The sequence below is a fragment of the Deinococcus sp. genome (genome assembly GCF_025362455.1).
Taxonomy (GTDB): domain Bacteria; phylum Deinococcota; class Deinococci; order Deinococcales; family Deinococcaceae; genus Deinococcus.
This window is the reverse complement of the sequence record NZ_JANYGJ010000103.1, coordinates 1-25194: the sequence shown is the minus strand read 5'-3', so window position 1 is coordinate 25194 and position 25194 is coordinate 1. Positions and strand designations below refer to the sequence as shown.

The following is a 25194-nucleotide window of genomic DNA, read 5'->3' as shown; positions in this document are numbered from 1 at the left end:
GATTGCGCCTCCTCCTACAGCCGCCCGCCCGCATCCGGCCCAGACTGGCGCCATGCCTCACCCCACGCCCTTACCCACCCAGCCCGGCCAGGAATCCGTCTGGGCCTACCCGCGCCCACCCAGGCTGGAGCGCACGCCCAGGCGGCTTCAGGTCTGGCTCGGCGGCGAGCTGATCGCCGATACCGCACGCAGCACGCAGCAGGCCTTCCGGGTGCTGGAAACCTCGCATCCGCCCGGTTACTACCTGCCGCCGGACGCTTTCCTGCCGGGCGTCATCAGCCGGGCGGGCGGCAGCAGCATGTGCGAATTCAAGGGCGCGGCGAGCTACTGGACCCTGAGCGCCGCAGGCCAGGTGGCCGAACGCGCCGCCTGGAGCTACGAGCGCCCCACGTCCGCCTTTGCTGGGATGGCCGGATACGTCGCCCTCTACGCCGGGCGCGTGGACGAGTGCCAGGTGGCCGGTGAGGTGGTCACGCCGCAGCCGGGCGAGTTCTACGGCGGCTGGATCACGGCAGACATCGTCGGGCCGTTCAAGGGCGTGCCCGGCAGCGTGGGCTGGTGATACCGGCAGCGTGGGCTGGTGAAGGCAGAGGCGTCTAGCCGGTCAAGCTGTCAGGCACGGCCCTCTCAGCCACGCGCCTGTGGATCATCCCCAGGTCAGCGCGGCCCTGTGCGTCCGGCGCTCATCATCTGCGGCTGACAGGTCTGTGTCAGCTCCGGGGCGCTAAACTCAGGTTATGGACACCAAGAACCTCGACGACTACCTGGCCGGACTGGGCATCAGTGAGGGAGACGCCGCGCCGCCGCCTGTAGAACTGCTGACCGAATCTGCGCTGTCGCCGCTGTCAGAGGCGAACCAGAGCCCCCTGGCCGTCTTCGAGGACTTCATGCAGGGCCTCATCGCCCACCTCGGCAGCGACCTGACCCTGACTGTCCACGACAGCGGCGAGGCGCTGGAGGCCGAGATCGGTGGCGAGCGGGCTGTCAAGCTGGCCGGGCGTGATGGCCGGACCCTGGGCGCCATCGAGGTGCTGGCCTACGCGGTGCTGGCCAAGCACGCCGGGCGCAGCGATCTGCGGGTGCGGGTCGATGCGGGCGGCTTCAAGCGGCGCCAGGCCGACAACCTCGGCAAGCTGGCCGAGCGGTTGGCCGTGCAGGTCGCCAAGACCGGCGAGCCCCACGAGCTTCAGCCGATGTCGCCCGCCGAGCGCCGGGTCATTCACGTGGCCCTCAAGGATCACGCGCTGGTCACCACCGAGTCGGTGGGGGAGGGCCAGGGCCGCCATCTGGTGATCTTGCCCCGCACCGACCACCCCTCATAAGTGGCTGGCGGCGACAGTTACGCGCGTCCCAGGACAGCACCCGAATGCGTTCCACTTGCGCGCCCAGCCACTCCTGGCTACTCCCGCTCCTGGTCAAAACGGCGTCTTGGCCAGGGCAGCGTCCGTGAGGACGCTTGGCCGCACCTACCGGGCCTGGCCGCTTGGTCGAGGTAATGACCCAGCCATCACCCGCCAGCTCCTCAAGCCTGACCGTTCAGGCCGCCTGGCGTGAACTGGCGGCCCGGTTTCGGCTGGCCGGACTACCCTCGCCCGAAGTGGACGCCCGCGAGCTGCTGGGGCTCGTGACGGCGCTGGACACAACCGGCCTGGTCATTCGCGCCGCCCAGGTGCTCAGCGCCGAGCAGACGCGGCGTCTGGAGGCGCTGGCCCGCCGCCGGGAAGCCAGGCAACCCCTCCAGCACCTGCTCGGCGTGGTCGAGTGGGCCGGGCTGAACCTGCACGTCTCGCCGGACGCCCTGATTCCCCGGCCCGAAACCGAGGTGCTGCTGGAGCTGGCCCTGGACGCCGCGAAGCACCTGGTCGGCCCCCGCATTCTCGATGTCGGCACCGGCACGGGCGCCCTGGCGCTGGGGCTCAAGCAGGCCCGCCCTGACGCCGCCGTGACCGCCAGCGATGTCAGCGCCCCGGCCCTGGCGCTGGCGACCCGGAACGCGGCCCTGAACGGCCTGGCGGTGAGCTTCGTCCAGGCTGATCTGCTGACCGGGCTGCGCGGCCCCTACGATCTGCTTGTCAGCAACCCGCCGTACCTGCCTGCGGCGGACGAACCCGGCGCCCAGCCGGAAGTGCGCTTCGACCCCGCGCTGGCGCTCTACAGCGGCCCGGACGGTCTGGACCTGGCGCGGCGGCTGGTGAATCAGGCGAGCGGTGTGCTGGCACCGGGCGGCGTGATGCTCCTCGAACTCGACCCGCGCAACGTGGGCGTGCTGGCCGCCGAGCTGATGGGCGCAGGCTGGCGTGTGCGGGTGCATTCGGACCTGACGGGTCGGGCACGGTTTCTGGAAGGGCGGCTGGGCGTTTAGTTCGCCGCTCCGGTAGCGTCCTGAGCTGAAATTTGCCCCAGACGAGACGCTTCAGAACAAACTCTGCTGCTCCGGCGCCGCCTCATCCGGCCACCATTGCCGCGCTTTCAGGTCGCATTTGCCGCTGGCGCCGAACACCACGCCCTCGGCCACCAGCAGGCCGCGCTGCACGTCGCCGAAGCCCAGTTTGTCGGTGCTGACGGCGCCCTGGGCATTGATGACGCGCTGCCAGGGCAACTCGGTGCCGTTCATCAGGCCGTTCATGACGTAGCCGACCTGCCGCGCCGCGCCGGGGTGCCCGGCCAGCAGGGCGAGCTGGCCGTAGGTCATAACCCGCCCCGGCGGAATGCGGGCCAAGAGCGCCAGTACGCGCTGTTTCAGGGTCGCCTCGTCGGGGAGAGGGCTAAGCATAACGGTCAGTCTAGAGCAGTACTCCGAATTACGCCACGGGGAAAACAGCCTCCCCGCGCCTCCATTCTGCGTCCTGCTCAGTCAAAACTACTCGCTCCGCTCGGTCATAAAAAGACCTTTTTATGACATCTGCTCTAGTCCCGATGGCCCGTACCCTGAGACATGCCCACCCTCGATCAACTCGACGCCCGCATCCGGGGGGCGCTGAATGCCGGTCCTCGCGTGGCCTACGCCCTGGCCTACGGCAGCCGCACCCAGACGCTGCGTGGCCCGAACACCGATGACAGACGGCTGGCCGACGAGTTCAGCGACCTGGAATACTACGCCTACACGGACGAAACGCTCGACGTCCGCGCCTTTCTGGAAGCGCTGACACCGCTGCTGCTCTACGTCGTGAACGACTTCGGGACGCCCAACGCCGTGACGCCGGAACTCTGCCGCATTGAGCTGCACGTGGCGCCACCATCCAGCCTGGACGAAGTGCTGAGCTGGCCGAATGCCCACGCCGACATCAATGCCATGTCGATTAAAGACACCGACGGGCATCTGCGCCGGGTGCTGGGCGAGTGGGCCGCCGGTCCCGCCTGGACGCCGGGCGCGGCGCAGCTCAGCTATGACCGGCTGCTGAACTGGCTGGTCTTCGCCGACGCCGTGTCGCGGCGCGGTGAACGGTTGCGAGCCGCCGAACTGCTGGTCTGGGTGCGCGGCGGTTTGCTGCACCTGGCCGCCCTGCACCTGGCCGCCCTGAACCTGGGAACGCCCCTGTTCCGGGCGCCGACCCGGCTGGCCGAGCGGTATCTGGAACCCTGGGCCGGGCGAATTTCGCAGGTTCAGGCGCTTCCTGCCGATTTGCCGGGCGCCCTGACCCTGGCCCGTGAACTGGCCGGGCATCTCCAGATCGGCGCCCGCGCCCACCTGCTCACGACCCTTCAGAACAGGTAAACGTTTGCCCAGCACTCCGGGGTCGGCCCTGAAAGCCCGGCTTACCCGCCCGCCCACACCCGGCGCGTAGCGTGGCGGCATGGACACCTCCGCGACCCACCGCGTTCCCGCCCGGCTGATTTCGGGCAGCATCGAGCGCACCGAAGCCGTGCCGGTGCCCTACAGCGTGGACATCGCCGCCGCGCCCAATCCCGATATCGACACGCCTGAGCGCGGGCCGGTGCTTCAGGTCCGGGTGGTGCAGTGGCCTGAAGACCCCGAACGCCAGCGCGAGGTCATCAAGACCTTCGTGCCGAACGCGGCGGCCCTGCGCTACGCCGTGACACAGGTCCAGGCGGGCCAGAGCACCGACTTCCTGTATCCCGAAGACGCGCCCAACTGGGGCGTGCGCTTCGAGAACGGGGGCGGTGAGTTGCTGCTGCGCCGCCTCGACCCCAGCAGCCGCCTGAGCGGCGACGACGCCTTCGCGGTAGACGGTGAGGCGCTGGCCGCCCTGGGCGAGCGACTGCGCGAGGCGGCCAGTGACCTGAACGTGGCCCGCGAAGCCTTTTTCAGCGAGGGCAGCCCCGACAGCAGCGACGGCCAGCCGACCGATGAGCGCCTGGGCTGAGCCGCCCGGCCCGGCTGCTGGGATGGTCGCTGGGATGGTCGGTGTGACAATAGTGTCCGGGCAAACAATATTGGCAATAAACCGACCCAAAAGTGCTATACCACCGGTCAGTTGCCTTCAACCTACAATTTTTCCCAGGGAATACCGGCTGAAAGGTGAAGCGTTTCATAGACGCGGTAGGCTTTGCCTTGTAGGGTCAGGCAGATGCCCAGTCAGATGTCCGGTCAAGTCACTCGCCCCGCCCGTGCCCGCAGCCCAGAGGAAAAACTCGTGCGGCGCGGCGATATTCTCCGCGCCGCCGAGCGGCTATGGACCACCACGCCCTACGCCGACCTGAGCATGAATCAGGTCGCCCGTGAGGTTCAGCTCGCCAAAGGTACGCTGTATCTGTACTTCGAGACCAAGGAAGAACTGTTTCTGGCGCTGCTCTCGGAGCACTACCAGGCCTGGTTTACCCACCTCAACACCCTGCTCGACGAGCGGCAACCCAAAACCCCCGACGAGGTCGCCGACCTGATTACCGAGTCGCTGCGCGGCTACGAGGCCATGCGCAGGCTGCAACTGCTGCTCGGCGGCGTGCTGGAGCGCAGTGAGCTGGCGCTGAACTTCCGGCGGCAGGTGCTCTCACTCATGCAGGCCACCGCGCCCAGATTGCCCTACCCCTACGACACCGCCATGCGCGTGCTGGTGCATACCGACGCGCTGTGCGTGGGCTGGCAGCACCTCACCGAAGAAACCCCCGCCCACCGCACCCTGCTGTTTCACCCGGAACTGAGGCCCCTGGTGGTCGATTTTGAGCAGGAGATGAACATGTCGCTGCGGGCGCTGCTGAACTATTTGCAGACCCAGACGAGCTGAAACGCCTGTACAGAATGAAGGCTCCCGTCATGAAAGTGCGGGAGCCTTCATGTTGCTCGAATCGAGATGGTCCATTGAGGCAATATCAAGGGTCGCCCTGTCAAGATGGCGACCCTTCTTGAAACCGTTGCGACTCGCTCGTTACTCGCTTTTGATTTTGAGATCGGCGCGGGCTTTTTGCAGGTACACGGCCACACCGTCGGCGCTTTTCACGTCACTCAGGGCGATGTAGTGGTGCTTGTTGTCGCTGCTATCCGTGCGGGTCAGCTTGATGCGGTCACCGTCGAGATGGTCCACCGTGCCGACGTGCTCGCCGTTGGCGTCCTTGATCTGGAGGTGCTCGGTGATGCTGGCGCGGAGTTCTCTCTCCATAGCGGTGTCGACCTGGCTCATATCGGAATTGGTCATGAGCGCAGGTTACGCCCGGCCACCCTGACTTCATGTGTGGAGAGGCCCAAGGCGGCGTTGCGAGTCTCTAGCGAGTTAGCTTAACCAGTGGCCGCGCCGACCTCCCGGCTCAGCGTTCTCCCGGCTCAGCGTTCTCCCGACTCAGCGTTCTCAGGGCGTCCAGATCGGAGACGGAAAGCGCGGCGCCCACCCGGTCCGCGAACTCCGCTGGCGCCCCCGGCACCGCCGAGGCCAGCGCCAGCGCTCCCTTTTCGTTGGTGAGCCAGACTCCGGCCTGGGCGCACAGCATCTGGACCATCGCCGTGACCGCCCGGAAGGTGCAGCCCTGGATGTAAGCCAGGTCGCCGCGTTTGATGCCCTTTGCCGCGAAGCCGTCCAGCCAGAAGCCGCTCTGCCAGCCGTAGTGGGCGATCAAGGCAACCCGGAGAGCGTCTGGATAGGGCCTGAGCGATGCTTTCCATGCTTCCAGCCGCCCAAGCGGACCCGACAGCACCCGGCAGGTCGCCAGCTCCGCCGCGTAGTGGTGCCCGTGAATGCCGTGGGGGTGCCCCGTCTGGGCATGGAGGCTGATTCGCCCGGCCTGCGCGTCCTCCACGCTCTGCCTCACGCGCCCCAACTCGCGGTAGATGAAGTCCACCCGCACGCCCTGCACGGTCAGGTTGACGCCGCCGTCCACCCACGGTCCCCAGCCGCCCGGCGGGGTCGCCTGCGCCGTGCCGGAGTCGTCCAGTTCGCGGCACAGCGCATTCAAGGCCGCCAGGTCTAACGGCTGTTCCCGCTCGTAGTACAGCCCAGGTCATAATCAGAATCCGGCTGAGCGGCGCCCCATCCCCGTGAACCGCCCAGCACGACGGCCTGCACACCGGGAATCTCGGACAGTCGAGTTGCGATGGGGGAGATGAAGTCGGGCTCAGACATGGGCCTCGTCTGCGGCCTGGAGCGCGTCAGAGAGTGGGTAAGGGCAATCTAGCCCCATTAAGACATATCGCCAGGCACAAGCTTGAGGAAGTCGGTCACGCGATCACAAGCTGCACAGTGACGCTGGAATTCTTCACTTTGCAAGAAGTCCCACAGGTAACCAGACTCACCTTCTACGGTTATCCATATGCTTTTCCTAATCCGCTCGATATGAGAGAAACCGTTGGTAGGGTTGAGTAGATGCGCGGGGATGCGGCGAGTCAGCTCAGGGCCGAAGAAAGCAGAGGTGTGCGGGTAGCGCAAAGCCTTTGCGATGAACTGAGGCTCGCTGGGGTCCTCCCAATCGTTCGTCACCCAAGCGTAGACTGGCTGGAGAAAGTCCAGAAGTTCAAGAATGGCTTGATAGGGCCTATCCTTCGTCGCCAGGACGAGCATGTTCTTATGGCCCTCGAACGTTATCAGGGCCAGGACGCGGCGCTGACGTTGATGCAGGGGCACCGCAGGCGAATACATGTTGCTGAAACGTAGCCACGATCCGGAGCGGTAGTGCGCCTCAGTCTGTCCGTCTCCGATGTGCGTCTCGATTTCCCGCGTGTCACCTGGCTGGGTAGGCGCATCGGTCAGGGCGTGTATCCAATTCAAATCGCCTGGTAAAGTCTGGGCAAGTTCGCTCAAACGGCGCCTTAAAGTGCATTCGTGCGAGACCCAGCCGGGTTCTTCCGGGTCCATTTGGGTTCTCGCAGCTAGTCCCTGCATGGCCCGCTCAATGTCTAGTAAGGCGAAGATCTGCGGGTATTGGGCCATATCCCATATTAGTGCTCCGTTCAGCTAGCCTATGCGCCGCCCCGACCCGGCTTGCTACCATGCACCCCATGACCGACAAGAAGGCCCAGCAATACGGCGTCACGCCCCAGAGCGTGGATTTCAACGATTGGTACAACGAAGTGGTCAAGAAAGCCGATCTGGCCGACAACAGCCCGGTGGCGGGCGCGATGGTGGTCAAGCCCTACGGCTCGGCGCTGTGGGAGCGCATCGTGCGCTGGCTCGACGACGAGTTCAAGGCCGCCGATCACGAGTCGCTGATCTTCCCGACCCTGATCCCGATGGATTTCATCATGCGCGAGGCCGATCACGTCGAGGGCTTCGCACCGGAGCTGTTCACCGTCAACAAGATCGGCACCGAGGTGCTGGCCGAGCCGTATGTGCTGCGGCCCACGTCCGAGACGATCATCGGGCACATGTGGAGCGGCTGGCTCAACTCGTACCGCGACCTGCCGTTTTTGCATTACCAGTGGGGCTCGGTGTTCCGCGCCGAGCTGCGCACCAAGGCGTTTTTGCGTACCAGCGAGTTCTACTGGCACGAGGGCCACACCGCCCACGCCACTCAGCAAGAAGCCCAGGCCGAGGTCCGGATGATTCTGGACCTGTACCACCGCTTCTGCCGCGACATTCTGGCCCTGCCGGTGGTGCGCGGCGAGAAAACGGCGTCCGAGCGCTTCGCCGGGGCCGTCTCCACCTTCTCGATTGAGGGCATGATGCGCGACGGCAAGGCGCTCCAGTCGGGCACCAGTCACTACCTGGGGCAGAAGTTCAGCCGGGCCTTCAACGTCAAGTTTCAGACGGCGGCTCAGGCGGAGGAGTTCGCCCACACGACTTCCTGGGCCATTTCCAGCCGGATTATCGGCGCCCTGATTATGACCCACGGCGACGACAAGGGCCTGATGATGCCGCCGAACATCGCCCCGACCCAGGTGGTGATTATCCCGATTGGCCGCAAGGACAACTTCGGTGAGATGGTGGCGGAAGGCGACAAGCTGGCCGCCGAGCTTAAGGCGCAGGGCGTGCGCGTCAAGGTGGACAGGCGCGACGGCGTGACCAACGGCTTCAAGTACAACGACTGGGAACTCAAGGGCGTCCCCGTGCGCATCGAACTCGGCCCCCGCGACCTGGAATCGGGCGTGCTGGTCGTCAAAAACCGCACGGGCGACGACAAGGAGACCCTGCCCCGCGCCGAGGTGGTGGGCGGCATCAAAGCCCGCCTGGACGGCATTCAAGCTGAATTACTCCAACGCGCCACCGACTTCATGCTCGAAAATACCGTCACGGTGGACAGCTACGACGAGTTCAAGGCGGCCATCGAAAGCGGCAAATGGGTCCGCGCCTTCCACTGCGGCGATCCGGAGAGTGAGAAGGCCATCAAGGACGACACCAAAGCCACCGCCCGCAACGTCCCGCTCGACGACGCCGAGTTTTTTGCCGAGAAGGAAGAGGGCGTCTGCGTGCATACCGGCAAACCGGCGGCGTATGGCAAACGGGTGATCTTCGGGCGGCAGTACTGAGAGCGGCTTAAGCCTACGTCGGGTGCGGTCAAGAGAGGCGAAGGGCCGCCCCTGAGCCTGGGGCCACCAAAGCTGAGTCCACTGTCAGGGGTTCGCTGTGAAAGCGAGGGGCAAGCGTCCAAAGCAACCAGGCCACCTGCTGGTGAAAACTCAAATCTCAGCTCAAGGTCATGATATTCACGAAGGCAAACGGGAGGTGTTGAATGCTGATCGTCGGTTGGGCCATATTGCTCAGCTTTCTCCTGGCCTTTGTTCTCTTTGGCGAAAATTTGCACACGAGACGCCGGATTTTTAGCTTTGGTCTCCCGGTAACGATAACCACTAGTATTGTTCTCCATTCACACTTTGTTTTCCAAAACAAGGATCCGGTGCTATTCGCCATGATATTCCACATCCCTCTCTTCTTCGCCTACTCGGTAGCTTTCTGGTGCCACATTAACCTGCTGAGATCGGCACTCGAAACGCTCGCCGCTTACTTTGTGGTCAGCCTGCTTTACCTTTTCGTCAAGGATCAGTCACTACTCTTCGTCAAGGATCAGTCACTACTCGATCTGGCCCTGATCCTCACCGCCATGTTCGCCCAGTGGCTCATCACCGTGACGTATTTCCAGATGCCCCCGGACGACTTCATCTATGACGACGCCGCCTGACTCGCCCCGTCCCACCATCGTCTGCCTGTGCGGCAGCACGCGCTTTCTGGAAGCCTTCGACGCGGCCAGCCTGGCGGAAACGCTCTCTGGCAACATCGTGCTGAGCATCGGCAGCCACCGCACGCCGGACGCGGCGGCACTGGCGCATCTGCCGGAAGCCGAGCGGGAGCTGGCCCTGATCCGCCTGGCCCGTCTGCACGCCCACAAAATCGAGCTGGCCGATGAGGTGCTGGTCATCGACGTGGGCGGCTACATCGGCGAGAGCACGCGCCGGGAAATCGAGTATGCCCGGTCAGGGGGCAAGCCGGTGCGGTACTGGCAAGATCCTTAGCTGCTCTTCACGCCCGGTAGCGCTTCATCCTGTGATCGACCGGGCGCGGCTATGCTTACGGCTATGAAGCTGATGGCTATGAGGCCGACTTCCATGAGACTGACTTCCATGAGACTGACTTCATGAGCGCCGCGTCCAAGGTGGAGAAGCTCACCAGCCTGCACGTGCGGGCTCCGCTGCGCCTGATGGTTTCGCTGGGCACCGGGCTGCTGATCGGTGGGCTGGCTGGGCTGCTGCTCAGGGGCGTGCCCTGGGAACTGCGCTTCCTGTGCGGCTGGCTGGGCTTTGCCATCACCTACCTGGTCTTCGCCTGGCAGGTGATCTGGCGGGTCGATGCCGACTGGATTCGTCAGCTCGCCCAGGAAGAGGACAACGGCAAACACCTGTCGGGCGCCATCGTGCTGGTCGCGGCTCTGGTGAGCCTGGTCGGGGTGGTGCTGGCGCTCTCCAAGGCCAAGGCGTTCAAGGACCAGGCGCTGCTCGAAGGGCTGCTGATCGGCGGTGGCGTGCTGTGCGTGAGCCTGTCGTGGCTGCTGATTCAGACGGTCTACCTGTTTCGCTACGCCCACCTGTTCTACGAGTCGCCGGAGGGCGGCGTGGAGTTTCCCGGCACGCCTGAGCCCGACTACCTCGACTTCGCCTACTTCGCCTTCACCATGGGCATGACCTATCAGGTCTCGGATACCAGCATAGATCAGCAGGGTATCCGCCGCCTGGCGATCAATCACGGCCTGCTCTCCTACGTCTACGGCGTGGTCATCATCGCGCTGGCGATCAGCGTGACCAGCAGCCTGCTGTCGTAGCGCGGCCCGGTCGGTGCGGCCCGGTCGGTGCGGCGGTGAGCCTCCTCTTAGCGCCTCATTTGGACAGATGCTCTAGAATGCCCCGGTGACGCGGGAACTCCAGATCGGCAGTGCCGGGCGCCAGTGGCCGTTCAGCCGGGGCCTGGTGGCCGAGGCGCTGCTCAATGCGGGCGCCTCGCCGGAGTTGTCGTCGGCGGTGGCGCGGCGGGTCGAGGCCCAGCTCCGCTCTGAGCGCCGGGCCTCGGTGTCGGCGGACGAACTCAAGGACGTGGTAATAGAGGTCGCCCGCGCGGTGGGCACGCCTGAGCTGGCCAGCGCGGTGGCCGCTCAGGTCGCCCCCTTCGAAGAGATCATGGTGGTGACCAAAAAACGTGCCCTGCCGTTTTCACGCGGCGTGCTGGCCCGCAGCCTGGAAGACACCGGCCTGCCGACCCGCGAGGCCTACAAGGCGGCCAGCCGCATCGACCTGATGTTGCGCCTTCAGGGCGTGCGAACCCTGAGCGCGGCGGCCATCGACGAGGTGATCGAGCACAGCCTGTCTGAACTCTACGGCGAGGAGTTGCGCCAGACCTACCGCTTCCTGCGCGAGAATCAGGGCCGTCTGGGCGTGGTCGGCAGCGGCGGCGAGGCGCCCACGCCGTTTTCCAAGGGCATCTTAACGCAGTCGCTGCTGGCCGCCGGGGTGCCGCCCGACTCGGCCCGCAAGGTGGCCCGCACCACCCAGCGCCAGCTCCGGGGCGCCGAGGACCGCCTCATCGAGCGCCGGGCCGTGCGCGACAAAGTAGAACAACTCCTGGAAAGTGAGGTGGGGCCGGAGGTGGCCGCCCGCTACCGGCTCCTCCAGGTCATCCGGCACCCGCCGCGCCCGCTGGTCATCTTGCTGGGCGGGGTCAGCGGCACCGGCAAGAGCTACCTGGCCGCCGAGATCGCCTACCGGCTGGGCATCGCCCGCGTGGTCAGCACCGACAGCATCCGCGAGGTGATGCGCTCGATGGTCTCCCCGGCGCTGTTGCCGACGCTGCACGCCTCGACGTTCAACGCCTGGGAAGCGCTGGCCGACCCCAACGCGCCGATGCCGGAGCACCCCAGCACCGAGGCGCTGCTGTCGGGCTTCCGCGAGCAGGTCCAGCAGGTCAGCGTGGGCCTGGACGCCGTGGTGCGCCGCAGCATCGAGGAGGGCATGAGCGTGGTGCTCGAAGGCGTGCATCTGGTGCCCGGCTACCTGGGCGCCCGTCACGGCGCCATCGTCATTCCCATGCTGATTACCCTGCAAGGCGAGCAGGAGCACCGCCACCATTTCCAGTCGCGCGACACCCAGACCAGCCACAGCCGCCCGCTGCACCGCTACATGCGCTACTTTCAGGAAATCAGGGCCATGCAGCGCGACCTCGAAGACCTGGCGCTGCGCCTGGGTGTGCCGACCTTAGACAGCCTGTCACTCGACGAATCCGCCGATCAGGCCGTGGACGTGGTGATGGCCCGCGTGCTGGCCGAGCTGTCGGCTCAGGAGCGCCGCGACCTGCTGGGCCAGGAGGAGTCGCTCCTGGCCGCCAAAACCCAGACCAGCGCTGGAGTGCCCGCCGGGGTCGCCGCCGCACCGGACCTGGAAGACTGAGGGCGCGCCGAGTTGGCGAATGTGGGGGTGTGGGCGTGCTGAGGTTCGCCAGTGGCCGGATACAACCCCCACCTGCTACGCGGGAGCCCCCCTCAATGCTCAGTGACGCACGTATCTCTCTCATAAACTTAGCGACACCGATAAACACAGCGTTTTTAGCTCCTCTCCCCCTGCGGGAGAGGCTGGGAGAGGGGTAGCGCAAACGCTCTCCCAGCGCGGTTCAAGAAAAAAGACATCTGGCGAAAGTCGGCGTAGCAACGAAGATGAGAGACTTGCGTGCATCACCCAGCCCTCAAAAGGCAGCCGAAAACATTTGCCCAGTCGCTCTTTAGCGCTTTCAAGGGGAGGTGCCCCGGAGTGGAACACCTCGAAGAAAGGGGCGGACCCGTAGAGAGTCTTGAACAGAGCGGCACCTACCGGGCCTATTCGCTGCGCAGCAGAGGGGTCATACCCGGCAAGTCTTCAACTCGAAAAACACCCCGCCGACTCCCCCCAGAACCGTTCTCACCCGCCTAAAAACCGTCTCAACTCATCCAGCGCCCGCGTGGCGCCGATGAGGACCAGTTTGTCGCGTGGGCGCAGTTCCTCCTCGGCGCAGGGGCTGATGACCAACTGTCCGCTGCGGCCCACCGCCACGACCTGTACGCCGAAGCGCTGGGTCAGGTTGAGGCTGGCCAGGCTGCCCACCAGGCGCTCGTTGGCCTCGATTTCGGTGACGGCGTGGTCGCTGCCCAGGTCGAGGGTATCGACCAGGTTGGGCGTGGCGATCTGGCGGGCCAGCCGGACGCCCATATCGTGCTCAGGGCGCACCACCTGGTCGGCGCCGATACGCTCCAGCACGCGCTGGGCCATTTCGTCGATGGCCTTGCAGACCACCTGCCGCGCCCCCTGGGCCTTGGCGTTCATGGTGCACAGGATGTTGGCCTGCACGTCGAGGCCGATGGCGATGACCACCACGTCGAAATCGGCCACCCCCACCGAACGCAGCGCCCGCTCGTCGGTGGCGTCCAGAATGGCGGCGTGGCTGACCAGGTTCATGACCCGCTCCACGTTTTCGCTGCTTTTGTCCACGGCGACGACTTCGTGGCCCATTTCATATAAGGTGGTGGCGACTGCCGTACCGAAGCGGCCCAGCCCGATCACCAGGCATTGTTTGGCTTTCATATGGACCTCGATTTGGGTAGGGATTTGAGTGAAATGAGGGGCTGTTTGATTTGGAATGACCGATGATGCGGTTTGGTGCCTTGGTCTTACAAGAGTGGCTAGCCAATCAGAATATCCCGTTCAGGCGGATACTTGATGAGTTGATGTTCCTGATGATCGCCAATCGCCACCGCGAAGGTCAGCGGCCCGATGCGCCCCAAGTACATCAGCGCGATCAGGATAAGTTGCTGCGGGCTGTTGAGCAGCGGTGTGGCGTTCATGCTCACGCCCACCGAGGCGAAGGCGCTGACGGTTTCGAAAAACAGACTCACGAACGAAAGCTGCTTGCTGGTATTGGCCCACAGCATCAGCAGCAGCCCGGTGTTGACCAGCCCCAGGCTCAGCAGCCCCACCGTCATGGCCCGGATCACGGTGTCGCGGTGGATGCGGCGCTGGAAGGTGACCGGATCGCCGCGCCCGCGCACCAGGGTCAGGGCCGAGGTCAGCATCACGTAGAAGGTGCTGGTTTTGATGCCGCCGCCGGTCGACCCCGGATTGGCGCCGATGAACATCAGGATGATGGTGATAAACAGCGTCGGCAACGCCATCAGCGAGTAGTCCAGGGTGTTGAAACCCCCGGTGCGGGCCACCACGCTCTGAAAGAAGCTGGCCAGAATTTTGCTGCCCCAGGGCAGCGGCCCCAGCGTGGCGGGGTTGGCATGCTCGAAGAGCAAGATCAGCAGCGTGCCGATCAGCAGCAGCGCGGCCATCACGCTCAGCACGATTTTGCTGTGGACCAGCAGCCGCTCGGTGCGGGGGCGGCGCCAGTGCGCCAGCACGTTGATCTGCACGGCAAAGCCCATGCCGCCCAGGATAATCAGGGCGCTGATGACCAGGCAGATCAGCGGATCGTTCACAAAACGCATCAGGTTGTCGGGATAGAGGCTGAATCCGACGTTGTTAAAGGCGCTGACGGCGTGAAACAGCGCGAAGTACAGCCCCCGGCCCCAGCCTTCTTGCGGCACGAAACGGATGGCCAGCAGCGCCGTGCCGAGCAGTTCGGCCAGCAGGGTGAACACGAAGATCTTGCGAATCAGCGGCACCACCCCGCCCACGCCGAAGGCCGAGACCTGCTGCGCCAGCCGGATGCGCTGCGCAAAATTGATGCGCCGCCCCAGCAACACCGAAAACAGCGTCCCGAAGGTGATGATGCCCAGCCCGCCGATCTGGATCAGCGAGAGCAGCACCACCTGGCCCAGCGTATTGAAGGTGGAACCCGGATCGACCACGCCCAGCCCGGCCACGCACAGCGCACTGGTCGACATGAACAGCGCCTGCACGAAATCGAGCTGCTTGCCCGGCTGGTGGGTGATGGGTAGCGACAGCAGCCCGGCGCCCAGCAGCGAGGCCAGGGCAAACGACAGCGCGATCAGTTGCGGCGGAGTGAGGCGGGTGAGTGGGGAACGTCGCATGGCAGCGCGGCCAGTCTACAGCGCCAGACCAGTTCACCGCGCCAGACCAGTTCGCCGCGCCAGACCAATTCACAGCGCCAGAATAGAGGCTGACGTCCAGGCAGACCCTCACTGCCGGGCGCAAGCGGGGCAGCAGCGGCGTTCGCGCACCGTCTCGAAGCCTGCGCCTCCGGGGTCGTCGCGGCGGCGCTCGCCCTGGCCCGGCAGCGGTGGGTATATCTTTTCGCGTCTCGGATACGTCACGGCGCGGGTCTGAACGGGAACCAGTACACTCGGCACGCCAGCGCCCTGAGGCTGAAGGCAAACATCACATCTAAACATGTTCATCAGCCTTGGTGCGGGCAAAAATCGGCTGCGGCCCGGTCAGGAAAACGAGTGAAGAGGCTGCTCTGTGCAGCGTTGTCAGCAGCTAAAGCTTGACAAGGACATCTTTAATCTCAAATCAAATGCGGCGGCCTTGGTGAAGGAACGCTCCAGAGCTGGAGCATGGGCCGTGTCCCTGAGTGAGCAGAGGTTATCACAAGTTGGCGCGGCACAGTCGATCTGGTCGCCGCTTGACGGCTCGCCGCAGGCCCTGTGTTGCCCCGCCGCAGGCTCTGTGCTGCCCCGCCGCAGGCTCTGTGTTGCCCCGCCACAGGCTCTATACTGTCCAGTCATGCCGCGCCCTTCCCCCCAGACCAGCCGCCGCTCTAGTCATCGCCCCAGCAAACGCCCCAGTGGTCCCAGCGGCCCCGGCGCCGAATACGAGACCGAGGCGCTGGACGGCCTGGAGGCGGTGGCGCAAGAAGAACTCAAACAGGTGCCCGGCGTGCGTGACCAGCGCGGCAGCCGCTTCTGGTTTCCCGGCGACCCGACCCGGCTGACCCGGCTGCGCGGCAGCGTGGCGGTGTACCGCATCAAGACCTTCGATGTGCCGCGCCCCAAAGCCCTGCTGGGCCATCAGCAACTCGGTGAACTCAGCGCTTTTCTGCTGCCGGTGATCGCCTACGGAGGCCACGGCAGCTTTCGCCTCAGCGCCGCCGGGCGCGAGTCCTCGACCATGCGCCGTCTGGCCGAGGAACTTGAAACGTCGCTGGGCATCCCGCACCTCCCCGACGAGGGCGAGCTGCTCATCCGCCTGCGCCCCACCGAGAATCCCAACCGCCAGGTGGTGGCCCCGCCGCCCGGACAGCGGGAAGAGGAGCGCCGCGCCCCCTCGCCGCACGGTGAACGCAACAGCCGGGCCAATTATCAGGGTGGTGGTCGGGGCGCCGCCCGCACCGGAGCGCCCCCGCGCTGGCTGCGCGACGCCGACCCGGCGCCGACGGAGAGCTGGGACGAGGAGGAGCAGGAAGCCGCGCCGGAAGCCCCTTTCGAGGAAGGCTGGGACGTGCTGGCCCGCCTGACGCCCAGGCCGCTGTCGGCGCGGGCCTGGCGGGCGTGCAACATGGCCGGGGGCCTGAACGCCACCATCGCCTACGCCATCTTCAAGCTGGCCGGGGTGCGCGAGGCAGACCGCATCTTCAATCCGATGAGCGGCAGCGGTACTCTGCTCATCGAGCGCGATCTGCTGGGGCCGAGCGCGGCGCTGGTGGGCGTGGACAACGACCCCGCCGCCGTGCGCTGCGCTCAGCAGAACATCCAGGCGGCGGGCCGCCAGATCGAGGTGGCCGAGGTGGACGCCCTGAATACCGGCCTGCCTCCGCGCAGCTTCGAGCTGATCGTGGCCGATTTGCCCTGGGGCGACGCCATCACCGTGCCGGGCGGCAACGAGGCGCTCTACACCGCCTTTCTGCGCGAGATGCACCGGCTGTGTTCGCGCCAGGGCCGTCTGGTGGTGCTGACCCACGAACTCAAACTCTTCGAGCGCCTGATCGCCGAGCAAGACCGCTGGCACGCCCACGAGCTGTTTCAGGTTTACAGCGGTGGGCACCACCCCAAAGCGTATCTGCTCAGCCGCAACTGAGGGTGGGCGGCTGGTGCGCGGAAACAGCGGGGATGAGCCGGACTCACTTCACCTTGATCGCCTTGCCCACCGGCTGTTTGCGGACCCAGGCCACGAACTTGATGACGCCTTCATGTTCCTGCAAGGCTTCCAGACTGCTGTAGGGACCGGCCAGGTCGTGATGGCTGAAGGTGGTATGCACGTAGCCGTGGCAGCCTGCGCAAAAGCCCACGGTGGGCAGGTCTTGCACTTTCAGGCCCCGGCGTTTGCCCTGCAACACGGGCGTCAGGTGGTGCTGGGTTAGCGTGAGTACCTCGCGGGCGCACAGGGCGCAGACCAGGGCTTCGGCTTCGGGGAGGGGTTCGGGCCAGGTGGACGGGGTTTTGCGGGCCATGCGAGAAGAATAGGGCTTGTGGGGAGTGGGGAGGGCGGGGCAGGGAGTTCAGGAGCGGCCCGGCAACAGTGAGTAAACCGGACCGCCAGTTGACCTGCGCCCAGATCACACGCAATGGACGTGTTCTCGAAGTGCATCGTAAGAATTCTTACTTTCCTAAGTCATTCGCAAATAAAACGGTCTTTAGTTGACGATTATGACAAACTGCGTTACCATCCTTCACATTCAGATGCGGACCGGTTGCCGTGCCCTGAATCCGGTGCTGGTCGGATGCACAACTTGCGACTTTCTTCTCAGTGCTGATCCCCGGAGTGGTCCATGATCCAGGCGAGTGAGGCGGCGGTTCGGCACATCGAAATTGACGGCGGATACCAGGTCTGGACCCGCAAGGTCGGGCACGGTCCCATCGTGCTGCTGCTGCTGCACGGCGGCCCTGGCTGCACCCACGAGTACTTCGAGTGCTTCGAGGACCAGCTCTCGCCCGACGAGTACACTTTTTATTACTACGATCAGCTCGGCTCGTACTTTTCCGATCAGCCGGGCGACACCGCGCTGTGGAACGTAGAGCGCTTCCGTGAGGAGGTCGAGCAGGTCCGCGCCGCGCTCGGCCTGGAGCAGTTTTACCTGTTCGGCCAGTCCTGGGGCGGGATGCTGGGCATCGAGTACGCGCTGAAGTACCAGTCGCGTCTCAGGGGCCTGATTATCAGCAACATGACCGCCAGCATCGGGTCGTACGTGAGCTACCTGGGCGAGCTGCGCGAGCGAATGGCGCCGGAAGACGTGGCCGCCATGAAGCGCTACGAGGCGGCGGGCGACTACGCCGCACCCGACTACCAGGCGCTGCTGACCCGGCTGTACAACCTGCACATCTGCCGCAGCTTGCCCTGGCCGGAGCCGGTGCAGCGGATGTTCGGGCACATGGCGCTGCCTGTGTACAACACCATGCAGGGCGACAACGAGTTCGTGGTGACCGGCAATTTCGCCGACTGGAACCGCTGGGCCGACCTCCAGCGGATCGTGGTCCCGACCCTGCTGACGGTGGGCCGACACGACTCGATGAACCCGGCAGACATCGAGGAGATGGGCCGCCGCATTCCGGGCAGCCGGGTTCACATCGCCGAGGCGGGCAGCCACCTGAGCATGTGGGACGATCCGCAGAGCTACTTCGCGTCTCTGAGGAGCTTCCTGGCCGATACAGAGCGTGGGCTCACCGCCCGACAACCGGGATAAGCCCGCGCCGCCCTGCGTTCCCGTTTCCGCTTTGTTCGCCCCGCGAGGTTGCCATTGAGCGTTGCCGTGCCGTCCAGACCGTCCCTGAGCAGTCCATTCGCCTCGTTTGCACTGTGGCGGCGTTTCCGGCGTCAACCCGGCTCGGTGCTGGGGCTGGTCATCACCGCCGCGCTACTGCTGATCTGCCTCCTGGCGCCCTGGCTTTCCGGCCACGATCCGGTCACCCAGTACCCTGACGGCCTATCCGAGCTGGGGGCGCCGCTGCCGCCCGGCCAGGGATTCATCTTCGGCACCGATGCGCTGGGCCGAGATTTGTGCGCCCGGCTGCTGTTCGGCACCCGCACCTCGCTGACCATCGCGCTGCTCTCGAACCTGATCGCCACCGCCGTCGCCCTGGTGCTGGGCACGCTGGCCGGGTACTTCGGCGGGCTGCTCGATACTCTGATTATGCGCCTGACCGACGTGCTGATCAGCTTTCCGGTGCTGCTGCTGGCCGCCTTTCTGGCCGCCGTGCTGCGCCCCGGCATCGGGGTCATCATCGGGGTGATCGGGGGCGTGTCGTGGTTTTACCTGGCGCGGGTCATCCGGGCTGAGCTGCTCTCGGTGCGGCGGCGCGAGTACATCGAGGCGGCCCGTGCGCTGGGCGCCAGCGACGCCCGGATCATCTTCAGGCACGCCCTGCCGCAGATTCTGGGCCTGGTGACGGTCTACAGCACGCTCAACTTCTCGACCACCGTGCTGTTCGTGGCGGCGCTCTCGTATGTGGGCATCGGGGTCCAGCCGCCCACGCCCGACTGGGGCAACATGATCGCCGACGGCACCCAGTACCTGACCGTCAGTCCCTGGCTGGTCATCTTCCCCGGCGTGTTCCTGGGCTTGTCTGTACTGGCCTTCAACCTGCTCGGCGACGGGCTTCAGAGTGCGCTCGATCCCAAGAGTGGCCGGAAGGTAGACTGAGATGAAAAGTAGACTGAGATGAAGAAGGGTAGATTGAAGGGTGAGCTGAGATGCTGAGCTTCCTGGGTCGCCGGGTGCTGTGGAGCGTGGCCGTGCTGCTGCTGGCGTCGCTGCTGACCTTCTTCGTGGGCTACAAGGTGCCCGCCGACCCGGCCCGGATGATCGCCGGACCCAACGCCTCGGTGGATACGGTGGCGGGCATCCGGCGCCAGCTTGGGCTCGACCAGCCGTTCGCGGTGCAGTACGGGCGCTACCTGGGCCAGGCCCTGCGCGGCAACCTGGGCCGCTCGTACAAAACCGAGCAGCAGGTGTTGCCGACCATTCTGGAGCGCTTTCCTTACACGGCGGCGCTGGCACTGTCCGGGCTGGCCTTCGAGGTGCTGATCGGGGCCTCGGTGGGGCTGCTGGCCGCCGCAACCAGGCTGCGGGCGGTGGACGCTTTGGCCAGCACCTTCGTGCTGCTGACGCTGGCGGTGCCGTCGTTCTGGCTGGGCATCATCTTGCTGTACGTTTTTGGCTATCTGTATCCGGTCTTTCCGCTGGGCGGGGCCGAGGGCGGGCCGATCAGCCTGTTTCTGCCTGCGCTGACGCTGGGGCTCTCCGGGGCCGGGTACTACGCCCGCGTGGGCCGCGCCAGCCTGCTCGAAGTGCTGGGCGAGGACTTCATCCGCACGGCGCGGGCCAAGGGCGTCTCGCCGGGCCGGGTGATGCTCAGGCACGCCCTGAAAAATGCCCTGCGCCCGCTCATCACCATGACGGCCCTCGACCTGGGGGTCTTGCTGGGCGGGGCGCTGATTACCGAGCAGGTGTTCGGCTGGCCGGGCATCGGCACGCTGGCCTGGCAGGCGGTGCAGAACATCGATCTGCCGATGATTATGGGCACGGTGCTGTTTTCGGCGCTGTGCATCGTGGTCGCCAACGTGCTCGTCGATCTGGTCTACCGCTGGGTCGATCCCCGCATCACCGCCTGAGCACGCCGTCCAGCCTGAGCACACCGTCCAGCTTGAGCACACCGTCCAGCCTGAGCACCAGTCAACTTCAAGTCAACCGATTTCGAGCGAACGAGCAAAAAGGACGACCCATGACGAAGATCCTGACCGCTGCCCTCACCCTGACCCTCGCCCTGTCCGCTCCGGCCCTGGCGGCGGGCAAGACCGTCACCGTCGCTTACCCGTCGGACTTCCAGAGCCTGGACCCCGCCATCGGCTACGACACCCAGAACTGGCCGGTGATCCACTCGCTGTTCGTGACGCTGCTGACCTACGACGCGGGCACCAAGCTCAGGCCCTGGGGCGCCACCGATCTGGGCACCGTCAGCCCGGACGGCAAGACCTACACCTTCAAGATCCGTAAGGGCATCACCTTCGCCAACGGCGAAAGCACCGACGCGGCGGCCTTCAAGTACGCCTTCGAGCGCGTCCTGAATCCCAAGACCAAATCCCCCCAGGGCGGCAAGAGCGGCTGGTTCGGCGGGCTGGTCGGCGCCGACGCCTTCGTGGACGGCAAGGCCAAGGCCGTCAGCGGTATCAAGGTGATCGATCCGTACACCATCCAGTTTGTGCTCAAGTCACCGGACCGGACCTTCCTGAACGTGCTGGCCACACCCTTCGCCTCCGCCGTGCCGAAAAAGGCGGTGGAGCAGTACGGCGCCGACTTCTCGCACCACATCGTCAGTAACGGGCCGTTCCTGTTCAAATCGTGGGTGCCGGGCCAGAAGCTGACGCTGATCCGCAACCCCAAGTATTTCGACCCGGCGACGGCGGCCAAGATCGAGACGCTGGAATTTCAGCTCGGCCTGAGTGAACAGGTCTCGCTGCTGCGCGCCCAGACCGGGCAGGTGGACGTGCTGGGCAACGGCATTCCCTCGGCCCAGTTCGCGGCGGTCAACAGCGATCCCAAATACAAGCCCTACATCACGAGTTCGGTGCAGGTCGGCACCTATTACGTGTTCATGAACACCCAGAAGGCGCCGTTCGACAACAAGCTGGTGCGCCAGGCGGTCAACCTGGCGATAGATAAAAAGCGCATGGTGCAGCTCGTCAACGGGCGTGGCAAGGTCACCGGACAGATTCTGGCGCCGGGGCTGCCCGGCTACGACCCCAGCATTCCCGCCGGAACCCAGGACGTCGCCAGGGCGAAGGCGCTGCTGAAACAGGCAGGCTACACCGATAAGGGCGACCTGACCTTCATCACCAGCTCCGACGAGCCGTTTCCCAAGCTGGCGCAGGCCGCGCAGCAGCAGCTCGCGGCCATCGGCATCAAGGTGAACATCAAGGCGCTGCCCAACGCCGAGTACATCAACACCATCACCACGCCGGGCGCCGTGGCCATCGGGCTGTCGAACTGGTCTCAGGACTATCCGGACCCCTCGGACTTTCTGGATGTGCTGTTCGAGTCGGGCTACTACCAGCCGGGCGGCTTCAACCTGTCGGGCTACAAGAACCCGGACGTGGACGCCCAGCTCGCCAAACTGCGCGGACAGCCGATGGACAAGGCGGTGGCAGGCTACCAGAAGGTGCAAAAGCAGATCCTGGCCGACTTCGCCTGGGCGCCGCTGTTCAACCCGGTTCAGTACGACTTCGCCAACCCGCGCGTTGGCGGCGTGGCGGTGCATCCGGTCTGGAACTACGTGTATCAGGACTGGAGCGTCAACTAGAGCAGATGTCATAAAAAGACCCTTTTTATGACCGAGCAAAGCGAGTAGTGTTGACGGAGCAAGGCGCAGAATGGAGGCGTGGGGAGGCTGTTTTCCCCGTGGCGTAATTCGGAGTACTGCTTTAGAGCAGATGTCATAAAAAGACCCTTTTTATGACCGAGCGGAGCGAGTAGTTTTAACTGAGCAGGACGCAGAATGGAGGCGCGGGGAGGCTGTTTTCCCCATGGCGTAATTCGGAGTACTGCTCTAGGGGAGTGGGAAGGCGGGCATAGACGGACTCGCACAGCCGCGCAGCAGAGGGGTTGATTGCCCAAAGACTCGGAACTTTGGCCTCCACACGCCCGCCTTGAGCCGCCATTTCCCCGGCTGCACGCTCTACACTGCGGCTCATGCAGTCTCTCGTAACGGCCATTCAGGAACACGGCGTCATCTTGCCCGGCGGCATTCTCAAGGTAGACGGGCTGGTCAACCATCAGTTGCTGCCCAGCCTGACCCGCGAGATGGGGGTGGTCTTCGCCGGGTATTTCCGCGACTTGCGGCCCAACAAAATCCTGACCATCGAGGTCAGCGGCATCGCCCCGGCGCTGGTGACGGCCATCGAGCTGAATGTGCCGATGGTCTACGCCCGCAAGAAAAAACCGATCACCATGAAGGAGCCCTCGTTCACCGCCCAGTCGCTCAGCCGCACCAAAGGCGGCGTGGTCGATCTGTTCGTGTCCAGCGAGTTTCTGGGGCCGGATGACCGGGTGGTGATTATCGACGATTTTCTGGCGTCCGGCGGCACCCTGCGGGCACTCTCGACGATGATTGCGCTCAGCGGGGCGACCTTGCTGGGGCTGGGCTGCGTCATCGAGAAAGCCTTCGAGCATGGCCGCGAGAACCTGGCCGACCTGAGCGTGCCGATTCACACGTTGGCGAACATTATCGAGTTGAGTGAGAAACATGGCGTGGTCGTTCAGGCCGGGCGCTGAGCCTGCTGGTGCTGCTGCTCGACGGTCTGCTGCTGGGCATCCTCATCGGCGCGGCCTGGGGCCTGCTCAGCTACGCCCTGAGCGGTGGCCGCCGCGACTTTACCAGCGTCGGCGGTATGCAGGCCGACCACTACAGCGTCATGGCCGACAGCGAAGTCGCCGAGCAGGCGCAGAGTTTATTGGCGCAGTTGAGGTAGGGGCAGGTGAGCGGCGTGTGGCGTGTGGCCTGTGGGAAGTGGGGAGTGGGAAGGGATGAGGGCATTCGCTGCGCTCACCGACCCTCTGCAAGCACTCGTCGTGAACGGACGCGCCGTCTTGGTCGGCGCAGCGCCGATGACGACGCTTGAGCGCTGGGCACGCCTGCTCTCCCCCCGAACCTGGGGCCAGTGGCGCCCCACCGGGGCGGGGGCGTCCTCATGGGGAGGAATGGCACCCTCATGGGGAGGAATGGCACCCTCATGGGTGTCCGCTCATGACGACAGTCCGCTCATGACGACAGTCCGCTCATGACGACAGTCCGCTCATGACGACAGTCCGCTCATGACGACAGTCCGCTCACGATGAAGGGCCTGCCCGCTGGGAAGCCGACGCATATGCAACTCGCTGAAGCCTCACGCAACGCAACGTCCCCGACTCAAGCACCTCCAGCCACCACCTTCTCCCAAGCGCTCTAGACTGCACTCGTGACCCACAACCTCGAACTCCAGGAACTCATCGCCGAAATGGAGCAGCGCCGCGCCGCCGCCTACGCGGGTGGTGGCCCCGAACGCCAGCAAAAGCAGCGCGACGCCGGAAAACTGACGGCCCGTGAACGCCTGGATTACCTGCTCGACCCCGGCAGTTTCCTGGAATTCGGCACCTTCACCGAGCACGGCGGCGGAGCGCTGATGGGCGGTGTGCAGGCGCCGGGTGAGGGCGTTATCACCGGCAGCGGCACCATCGCCGGGCGCCAGGTGTTCGTGTTTTCGCAGGATTTCACCGTGCTGGGCGGCAGCTTAGGTAAAATGAACGCCCAGAAGGTCGGCAAGATCATGGACCTGGCGGCCCGCACCGGCTGCCCGATCATCGGCCTGAACGACTCGGCGGGGGCGCGCATTCAGGAGGGCGTGGACTCGCTCAGCGGCTACGGCGAGATTTTCTACCGCAACGCCACCTACTCCGGCGTGGTGCCGCAGATCAGCGCCGTGCTGGGGCCGTGCGCGGGCGGCGCGGTGTATTCACCGGCCCTGACCGACTTTATTCTGATGAGCCGGGGCAGCAGCTTCATGTTTATCACCGGGCCGGAAGTCATCAAGAGCGTGACCCGCGAGGAAGTCACCTTCGAGGAGCTGGGCGGCGCCGACGTGCATACCCGCAGGAGCGGCGTGGCTCACCTCGAATTCGACGGCGACGAGGCTGTTCTCGACGGTGTGCGCAAGCTGTTGAGCTTTTTGCCCCAGAACGCCCGCGAGAAGGCGCCGCCGCGTGAAACGTCCGATCCCTCCAGCCGCCAGACGCCGGAACTGCTCGAACTGGTCACGCCCGATCAGCGCCGTCCCTACGCCATGCACAGCGTGATTCACGCGCTCACCGACGACGCCGAGTTCTTCGAGATTCAGCCGCAGTGGGCCAGGAACATCCTGTGCGGCTACGCGCATCTGGGCACTCAGGTCGTGGGCATCGTGGCGAACAACCCCAAGGTCATGGCGGGCACGCTCAACATTGACGCCAGCGACAAGGCCGCCCGTTTTATCCGCACCTGCGACTGCTACAACATCCCGATTCTGACGCTGGTGGACGTGACCGGCTTTTTGCCCGGCGTGGCGCAGGAGCACGCCGGAATCATCCGGCACGGCGCCAAGATGCTCTACGCTTACGCCGAGGCCACGGTGCCCAAAATCACCCTGATTACCCGCAAGAGCTACGGCGGCGCCTACCTGGCCATGAACAGCCGTGACATGGGCGCCGACGTGGTGTACGCCTGGCCCACCGCCGCCGTCGCCGTGATGGGTGCCCAGGGCGCGGCCAACATCGTCTACCGCCGCGAAATTCAGGCCGCCCCCGACCCCGAAGCCATGCGGGCCGAGAAAATCCGCGAGTACGGCGCCGCCTTCGACAACCCCTACGCCGCCGCCGCCAAAGGCTACATCGACGACGTGATTCCGATGGAAGACACCCGCTCAAGGCTGATCGCCACCTTCAAGATGCTGGAAGGCAAGGC

Annotated in this window: 28 protein-coding genes; 19 read left to right on the top strand and 9 right to left on the bottom strand. The window is 65.2% G+C overall.

The features are described 5' to 3' along the window. The 3 genes from Q0R23_RS07960 to prmC form a co-directional block, all read left to right on the top strand. A partial coding sequence (locus Q0R23_RS07960) for a DUF427 domain-containing protein (protein ID WP_366520404.1) occupies positions 1–562 on the top strand: 562 nt, incomplete at its 5' end. Positions 563–737: 175 nt separating this feature from the next. Further along, on the top strand, positions 738–1322 hold the full coding sequence (locus Q0R23_RS07955; RefSeq protein WP_293911933.1) for a R3H domain-containing nucleic acid-binding protein: 585 nt from the start codon (positions 738–740) through the stop codon (positions 1320–1322). 173 nt (positions 1323–1495) lie between these two features. Then, positions 1496–2362, top strand: coding sequence for a peptide chain release factor N(5)-glutamine methyltransferase (gene prmC / locus Q0R23_RS07950; RefSeq protein WP_293911932.1), 867 nt, complete (start codon positions 1496–1498; stop codon positions 2360–2362). A gap of 51 nt (positions 2363–2413) precedes the next feature. Here the strand turns inward: prmC and Q0R23_RS07945 are convergent, their stop codons facing one another. Beyond that, entirely contained in the window at positions 2414–2773 is a 360-nt protein-coding gene (locus Q0R23_RS07945) for an MGMT family protein (RefSeq protein ID WP_293911931.1), read from the bottom strand. A gap of 162 nt (positions 2774–2935) precedes the next feature. On the opposite strand from Q0R23_RS07945, the gene Q0R23_RS07940 reads away from it, so the two are divergent. The 3 genes from Q0R23_RS07940 (at position 2936) to Q0R23_RS07930 (ending at position 5183) form a co-directional block, all read left to right on the top strand. Then, positions 2936–3715 (top strand): hypothetical protein, encoded by a 780-nt coding sequence (locus Q0R23_RS07940; protein WP_293911930.1) that lies wholly within the window; start codon positions 2936–2938, stop codon positions 3713–3715. Positions 3716–3794: 79 nt separating this feature from the next. Further along, complete coding sequence (locus tag Q0R23_RS07935) at positions 3795–4325, top strand: hypothetical protein (protein ID WP_293911929.1); 531 nt, start codon at positions 3795–3797, stop codon at positions 4323–4325. A 204-nt stretch (positions 4326–4529) separates the two neighbouring features. After that, a complete protein-coding gene (locus Q0R23_RS07930) occupies positions 4530–5183 on the top strand; it encodes a TetR family transcriptional regulator (RefSeq protein WP_293911928.1) in 654 nt (217 codons plus the stop codon). A 141-nt stretch (positions 5184–5324) separates the two neighbouring features. On the opposite strand, the gene Q0R23_RS07925 is transcribed toward Q0R23_RS07930, so the two are convergent. From Q0R23_RS07925 to Q0R23_RS07910, 4 genes are all read right to left on the bottom strand, one after another. Beyond that, a complete protein-coding gene (locus Q0R23_RS07925; RefSeq protein WP_293911927.1) occupies positions 5325–5591 on the bottom strand; it encodes a DUF2171 domain-containing protein in 267 nt (88 codons plus the stop codon). A 109-nt stretch (positions 5592–5700) separates the two neighbouring features. Next, positions 5701–6342: a nucleotidyltransferase domain-containing protein gene (locus tag Q0R23_RS07920; RefSeq protein ID WP_293911926.1), complete on the bottom strand. Its 642-nt coding sequence runs from the start codon at positions 6340–6342 to the stop codon at positions 5701–5703. An 11-nt stretch (positions 6343–6353) separates the two neighbouring features. Continuing rightward, positions 6354–6509: a nucleotidyltransferase domain-containing protein gene (locus Q0R23_RS07915; protein ID WP_293911925.1), complete on the bottom strand. Its 156-nt coding sequence runs from the start codon at positions 6507–6509 to the stop codon at positions 6354–6356. Positions 6510–6566: 57 nt separating this feature from the next. Continuing rightward, on the bottom strand, positions 6567–7313 hold the full coding sequence (locus Q0R23_RS07910; protein WP_293911924.1) for a hypothetical protein: 747 nt from the start codon (positions 7311–7313) through the stop codon (positions 6567–6569). Between the two features lie 68 nt (positions 7314–7381). Between Q0R23_RS07910 and proS the strand changes: the two genes are divergently transcribed. The 5 genes from proS (at position 7382) to Q0R23_RS07885 (ending at position 12247) form a co-directional block, all read left to right on the top strand. Next, complete coding sequence (gene proS / locus Q0R23_RS07905) at positions 7382–8848, top strand: proline--tRNA ligase (protein ID WP_293911922.1); 1467 nt, start codon at positions 7382–7384, stop codon at positions 8846–8848. A 203-nt stretch (positions 8849–9051) separates the two neighbouring features. Beyond that, on the top strand, positions 9052–9498 hold the full coding sequence (locus tag Q0R23_RS07900; RefSeq protein ID WP_293911921.1) for a hypothetical protein: 447 nt from the start codon (positions 9052–9054) through the stop codon (positions 9496–9498). Further along, positions 9482–9829 carry a hypothetical protein gene (locus Q0R23_RS07895; RefSeq protein ID WP_293911920.1) on the top strand — a complete coding sequence of 116 codons (348 nt, stop codon included), beginning with the start codon at positions 9482–9484 and terminating at the stop codon, positions 9827–9829. The genes Q0R23_RS07900 and Q0R23_RS07895 overlap by 17 nt, the downstream gene beginning before the upstream one ends. 122 nt (positions 9830–9951) lie before the next feature. Next, positions 9952–10632 (top strand): DUF1345 domain-containing protein, encoded by a 681-nt coding sequence (locus tag Q0R23_RS07890; RefSeq protein ID WP_293911919.1) that lies wholly within the window; start codon positions 9952–9954, stop codon positions 10630–10632. A gap of 85 nt (positions 10633–10717) precedes the next feature. After that, positions 10718–12247: an ATP cone domain-containing protein gene (locus tag Q0R23_RS07885; RefSeq protein ID WP_293911917.1), complete on the top strand. Its 1530-nt coding sequence runs from the start codon at positions 10718–10720 to the stop codon at positions 12245–12247. A 504-nt stretch (positions 12248–12751) separates the two neighbouring features. Here Q0R23_RS07885 and Q0R23_RS07880 read toward each other — a convergent pair. The 3 genes from Q0R23_RS07880 to Q0R23_RS07870 all read right to left on the bottom strand — a co-directional run bounded on the left by Q0R23_RS07880 (position 12752) and on the right by Q0R23_RS07870 (position 15141). Further along, positions 12752–13411: a TrkA family potassium uptake protein gene (locus Q0R23_RS07880; RefSeq protein WP_293911916.1), complete on the bottom strand. Its 660-nt coding sequence runs from the start codon at positions 13409–13411 to the stop codon at positions 12752–12754. A 98-nt stretch (positions 13412–13509) separates the two neighbouring features. Further along, positions 13510–14862, bottom strand: a complete 1353-nt coding sequence (locus Q0R23_RS07875; RefSeq protein ID WP_293911915.1) for a TrkH family potassium uptake protein — start codon at positions 14860–14862, stop codon at positions 13510–13512. 108 nt (positions 14863–14970) lie between these two features. Then, positions 14971–15141 (bottom strand): hypothetical protein, encoded by a 171-nt coding sequence (locus Q0R23_RS07870; RefSeq protein WP_293911914.1) that lies wholly within the window; start codon positions 15139–15141, stop codon positions 14971–14973. Positions 15142–15517: 376 nt separating this feature from the next. Between Q0R23_RS07870 and Q0R23_RS07865 the strand changes: the two genes are divergently transcribed. After that, positions 15518–16807, top strand: a complete 1290-nt coding sequence (locus Q0R23_RS07865) for a methyltransferase domain-containing protein (RefSeq protein ID WP_293911913.1) — start codon at positions 15518–15520, stop codon at positions 16805–16807. Between the two features lie 43 nt (positions 16808–16850). Here the strand turns inward: Q0R23_RS07865 and Q0R23_RS07860 are convergent, their stop codons facing one another. Next, positions 16851–17180, bottom strand: a complete 330-nt coding sequence (locus Q0R23_RS07860; RefSeq protein WP_293911912.1) for an HNH endonuclease — start codon at positions 17178–17180, stop codon at positions 16851–16853. A gap of 318 nt (positions 17181–17498) precedes the next feature. Between Q0R23_RS07860 and Q0R23_RS07855 the strand changes: the two genes are divergently transcribed. The 7 genes from Q0R23_RS07855 to Q0R23_RS07825 form a co-directional block, all read left to right on the top strand. Further along, positions 17499–18410, top strand: coding sequence for a proline iminopeptidase-family hydrolase (locus tag Q0R23_RS07855; RefSeq protein WP_293911911.1), 912 nt, complete (start codon positions 17499–17501; stop codon positions 18408–18410). 66 nt (positions 18411–18476) lie between these two features. Then, positions 18477–19367, top strand: coding sequence for an ABC transporter permease (locus tag Q0R23_RS07850; RefSeq protein ID WP_293911910.1), 891 nt, complete (start codon positions 18477–18479; stop codon positions 19365–19367). 50 nt (positions 19368–19417) lie between these two features. Further along, the gene (locus Q0R23_RS07845; protein WP_293911909.1) at positions 19418–20338 is read left to right on the top strand and encodes an ABC transporter permease; all 921 of its coding nucleotides are present in this window, start codon (positions 19418–19420) and stop codon (positions 20336–20338) included. Between the two features lie 110 nt (positions 20339–20448). Then, positions 20449–22023, top strand: a complete 1575-nt coding sequence (locus tag Q0R23_RS07840; protein WP_293911908.1) for an ABC transporter substrate-binding protein — start codon at positions 20449–20451, stop codon at positions 22021–22023. 389 nt (positions 22024–22412) lie between these two features. Next, positions 22413–22994 carry a xanthine phosphoribosyltransferase gene (xpt, locus tag Q0R23_RS07835; protein WP_293911907.1) on the top strand — a complete coding sequence of 194 codons (582 nt, stop codon included), beginning with the start codon at positions 22413–22415 and terminating at the stop codon, positions 22992–22994. A gap of 8 nt (positions 22995–23002) precedes the next feature. After that, positions 23003–23191, top strand: coding sequence for a hypothetical protein (locus Q0R23_RS07830; RefSeq protein ID WP_293911906.1), 189 nt, complete (start codon positions 23003–23005; stop codon positions 23189–23191). A 525-nt stretch (positions 23192–23716) separates the two neighbouring features. Continuing rightward, positions 23717–25194, top strand: a 1478-nt coding sequence (locus Q0R23_RS07825; protein ID WP_293911934.1) for an acyl-CoA carboxylase subunit beta, incomplete at its 3' end; no start/stop codon positions are given.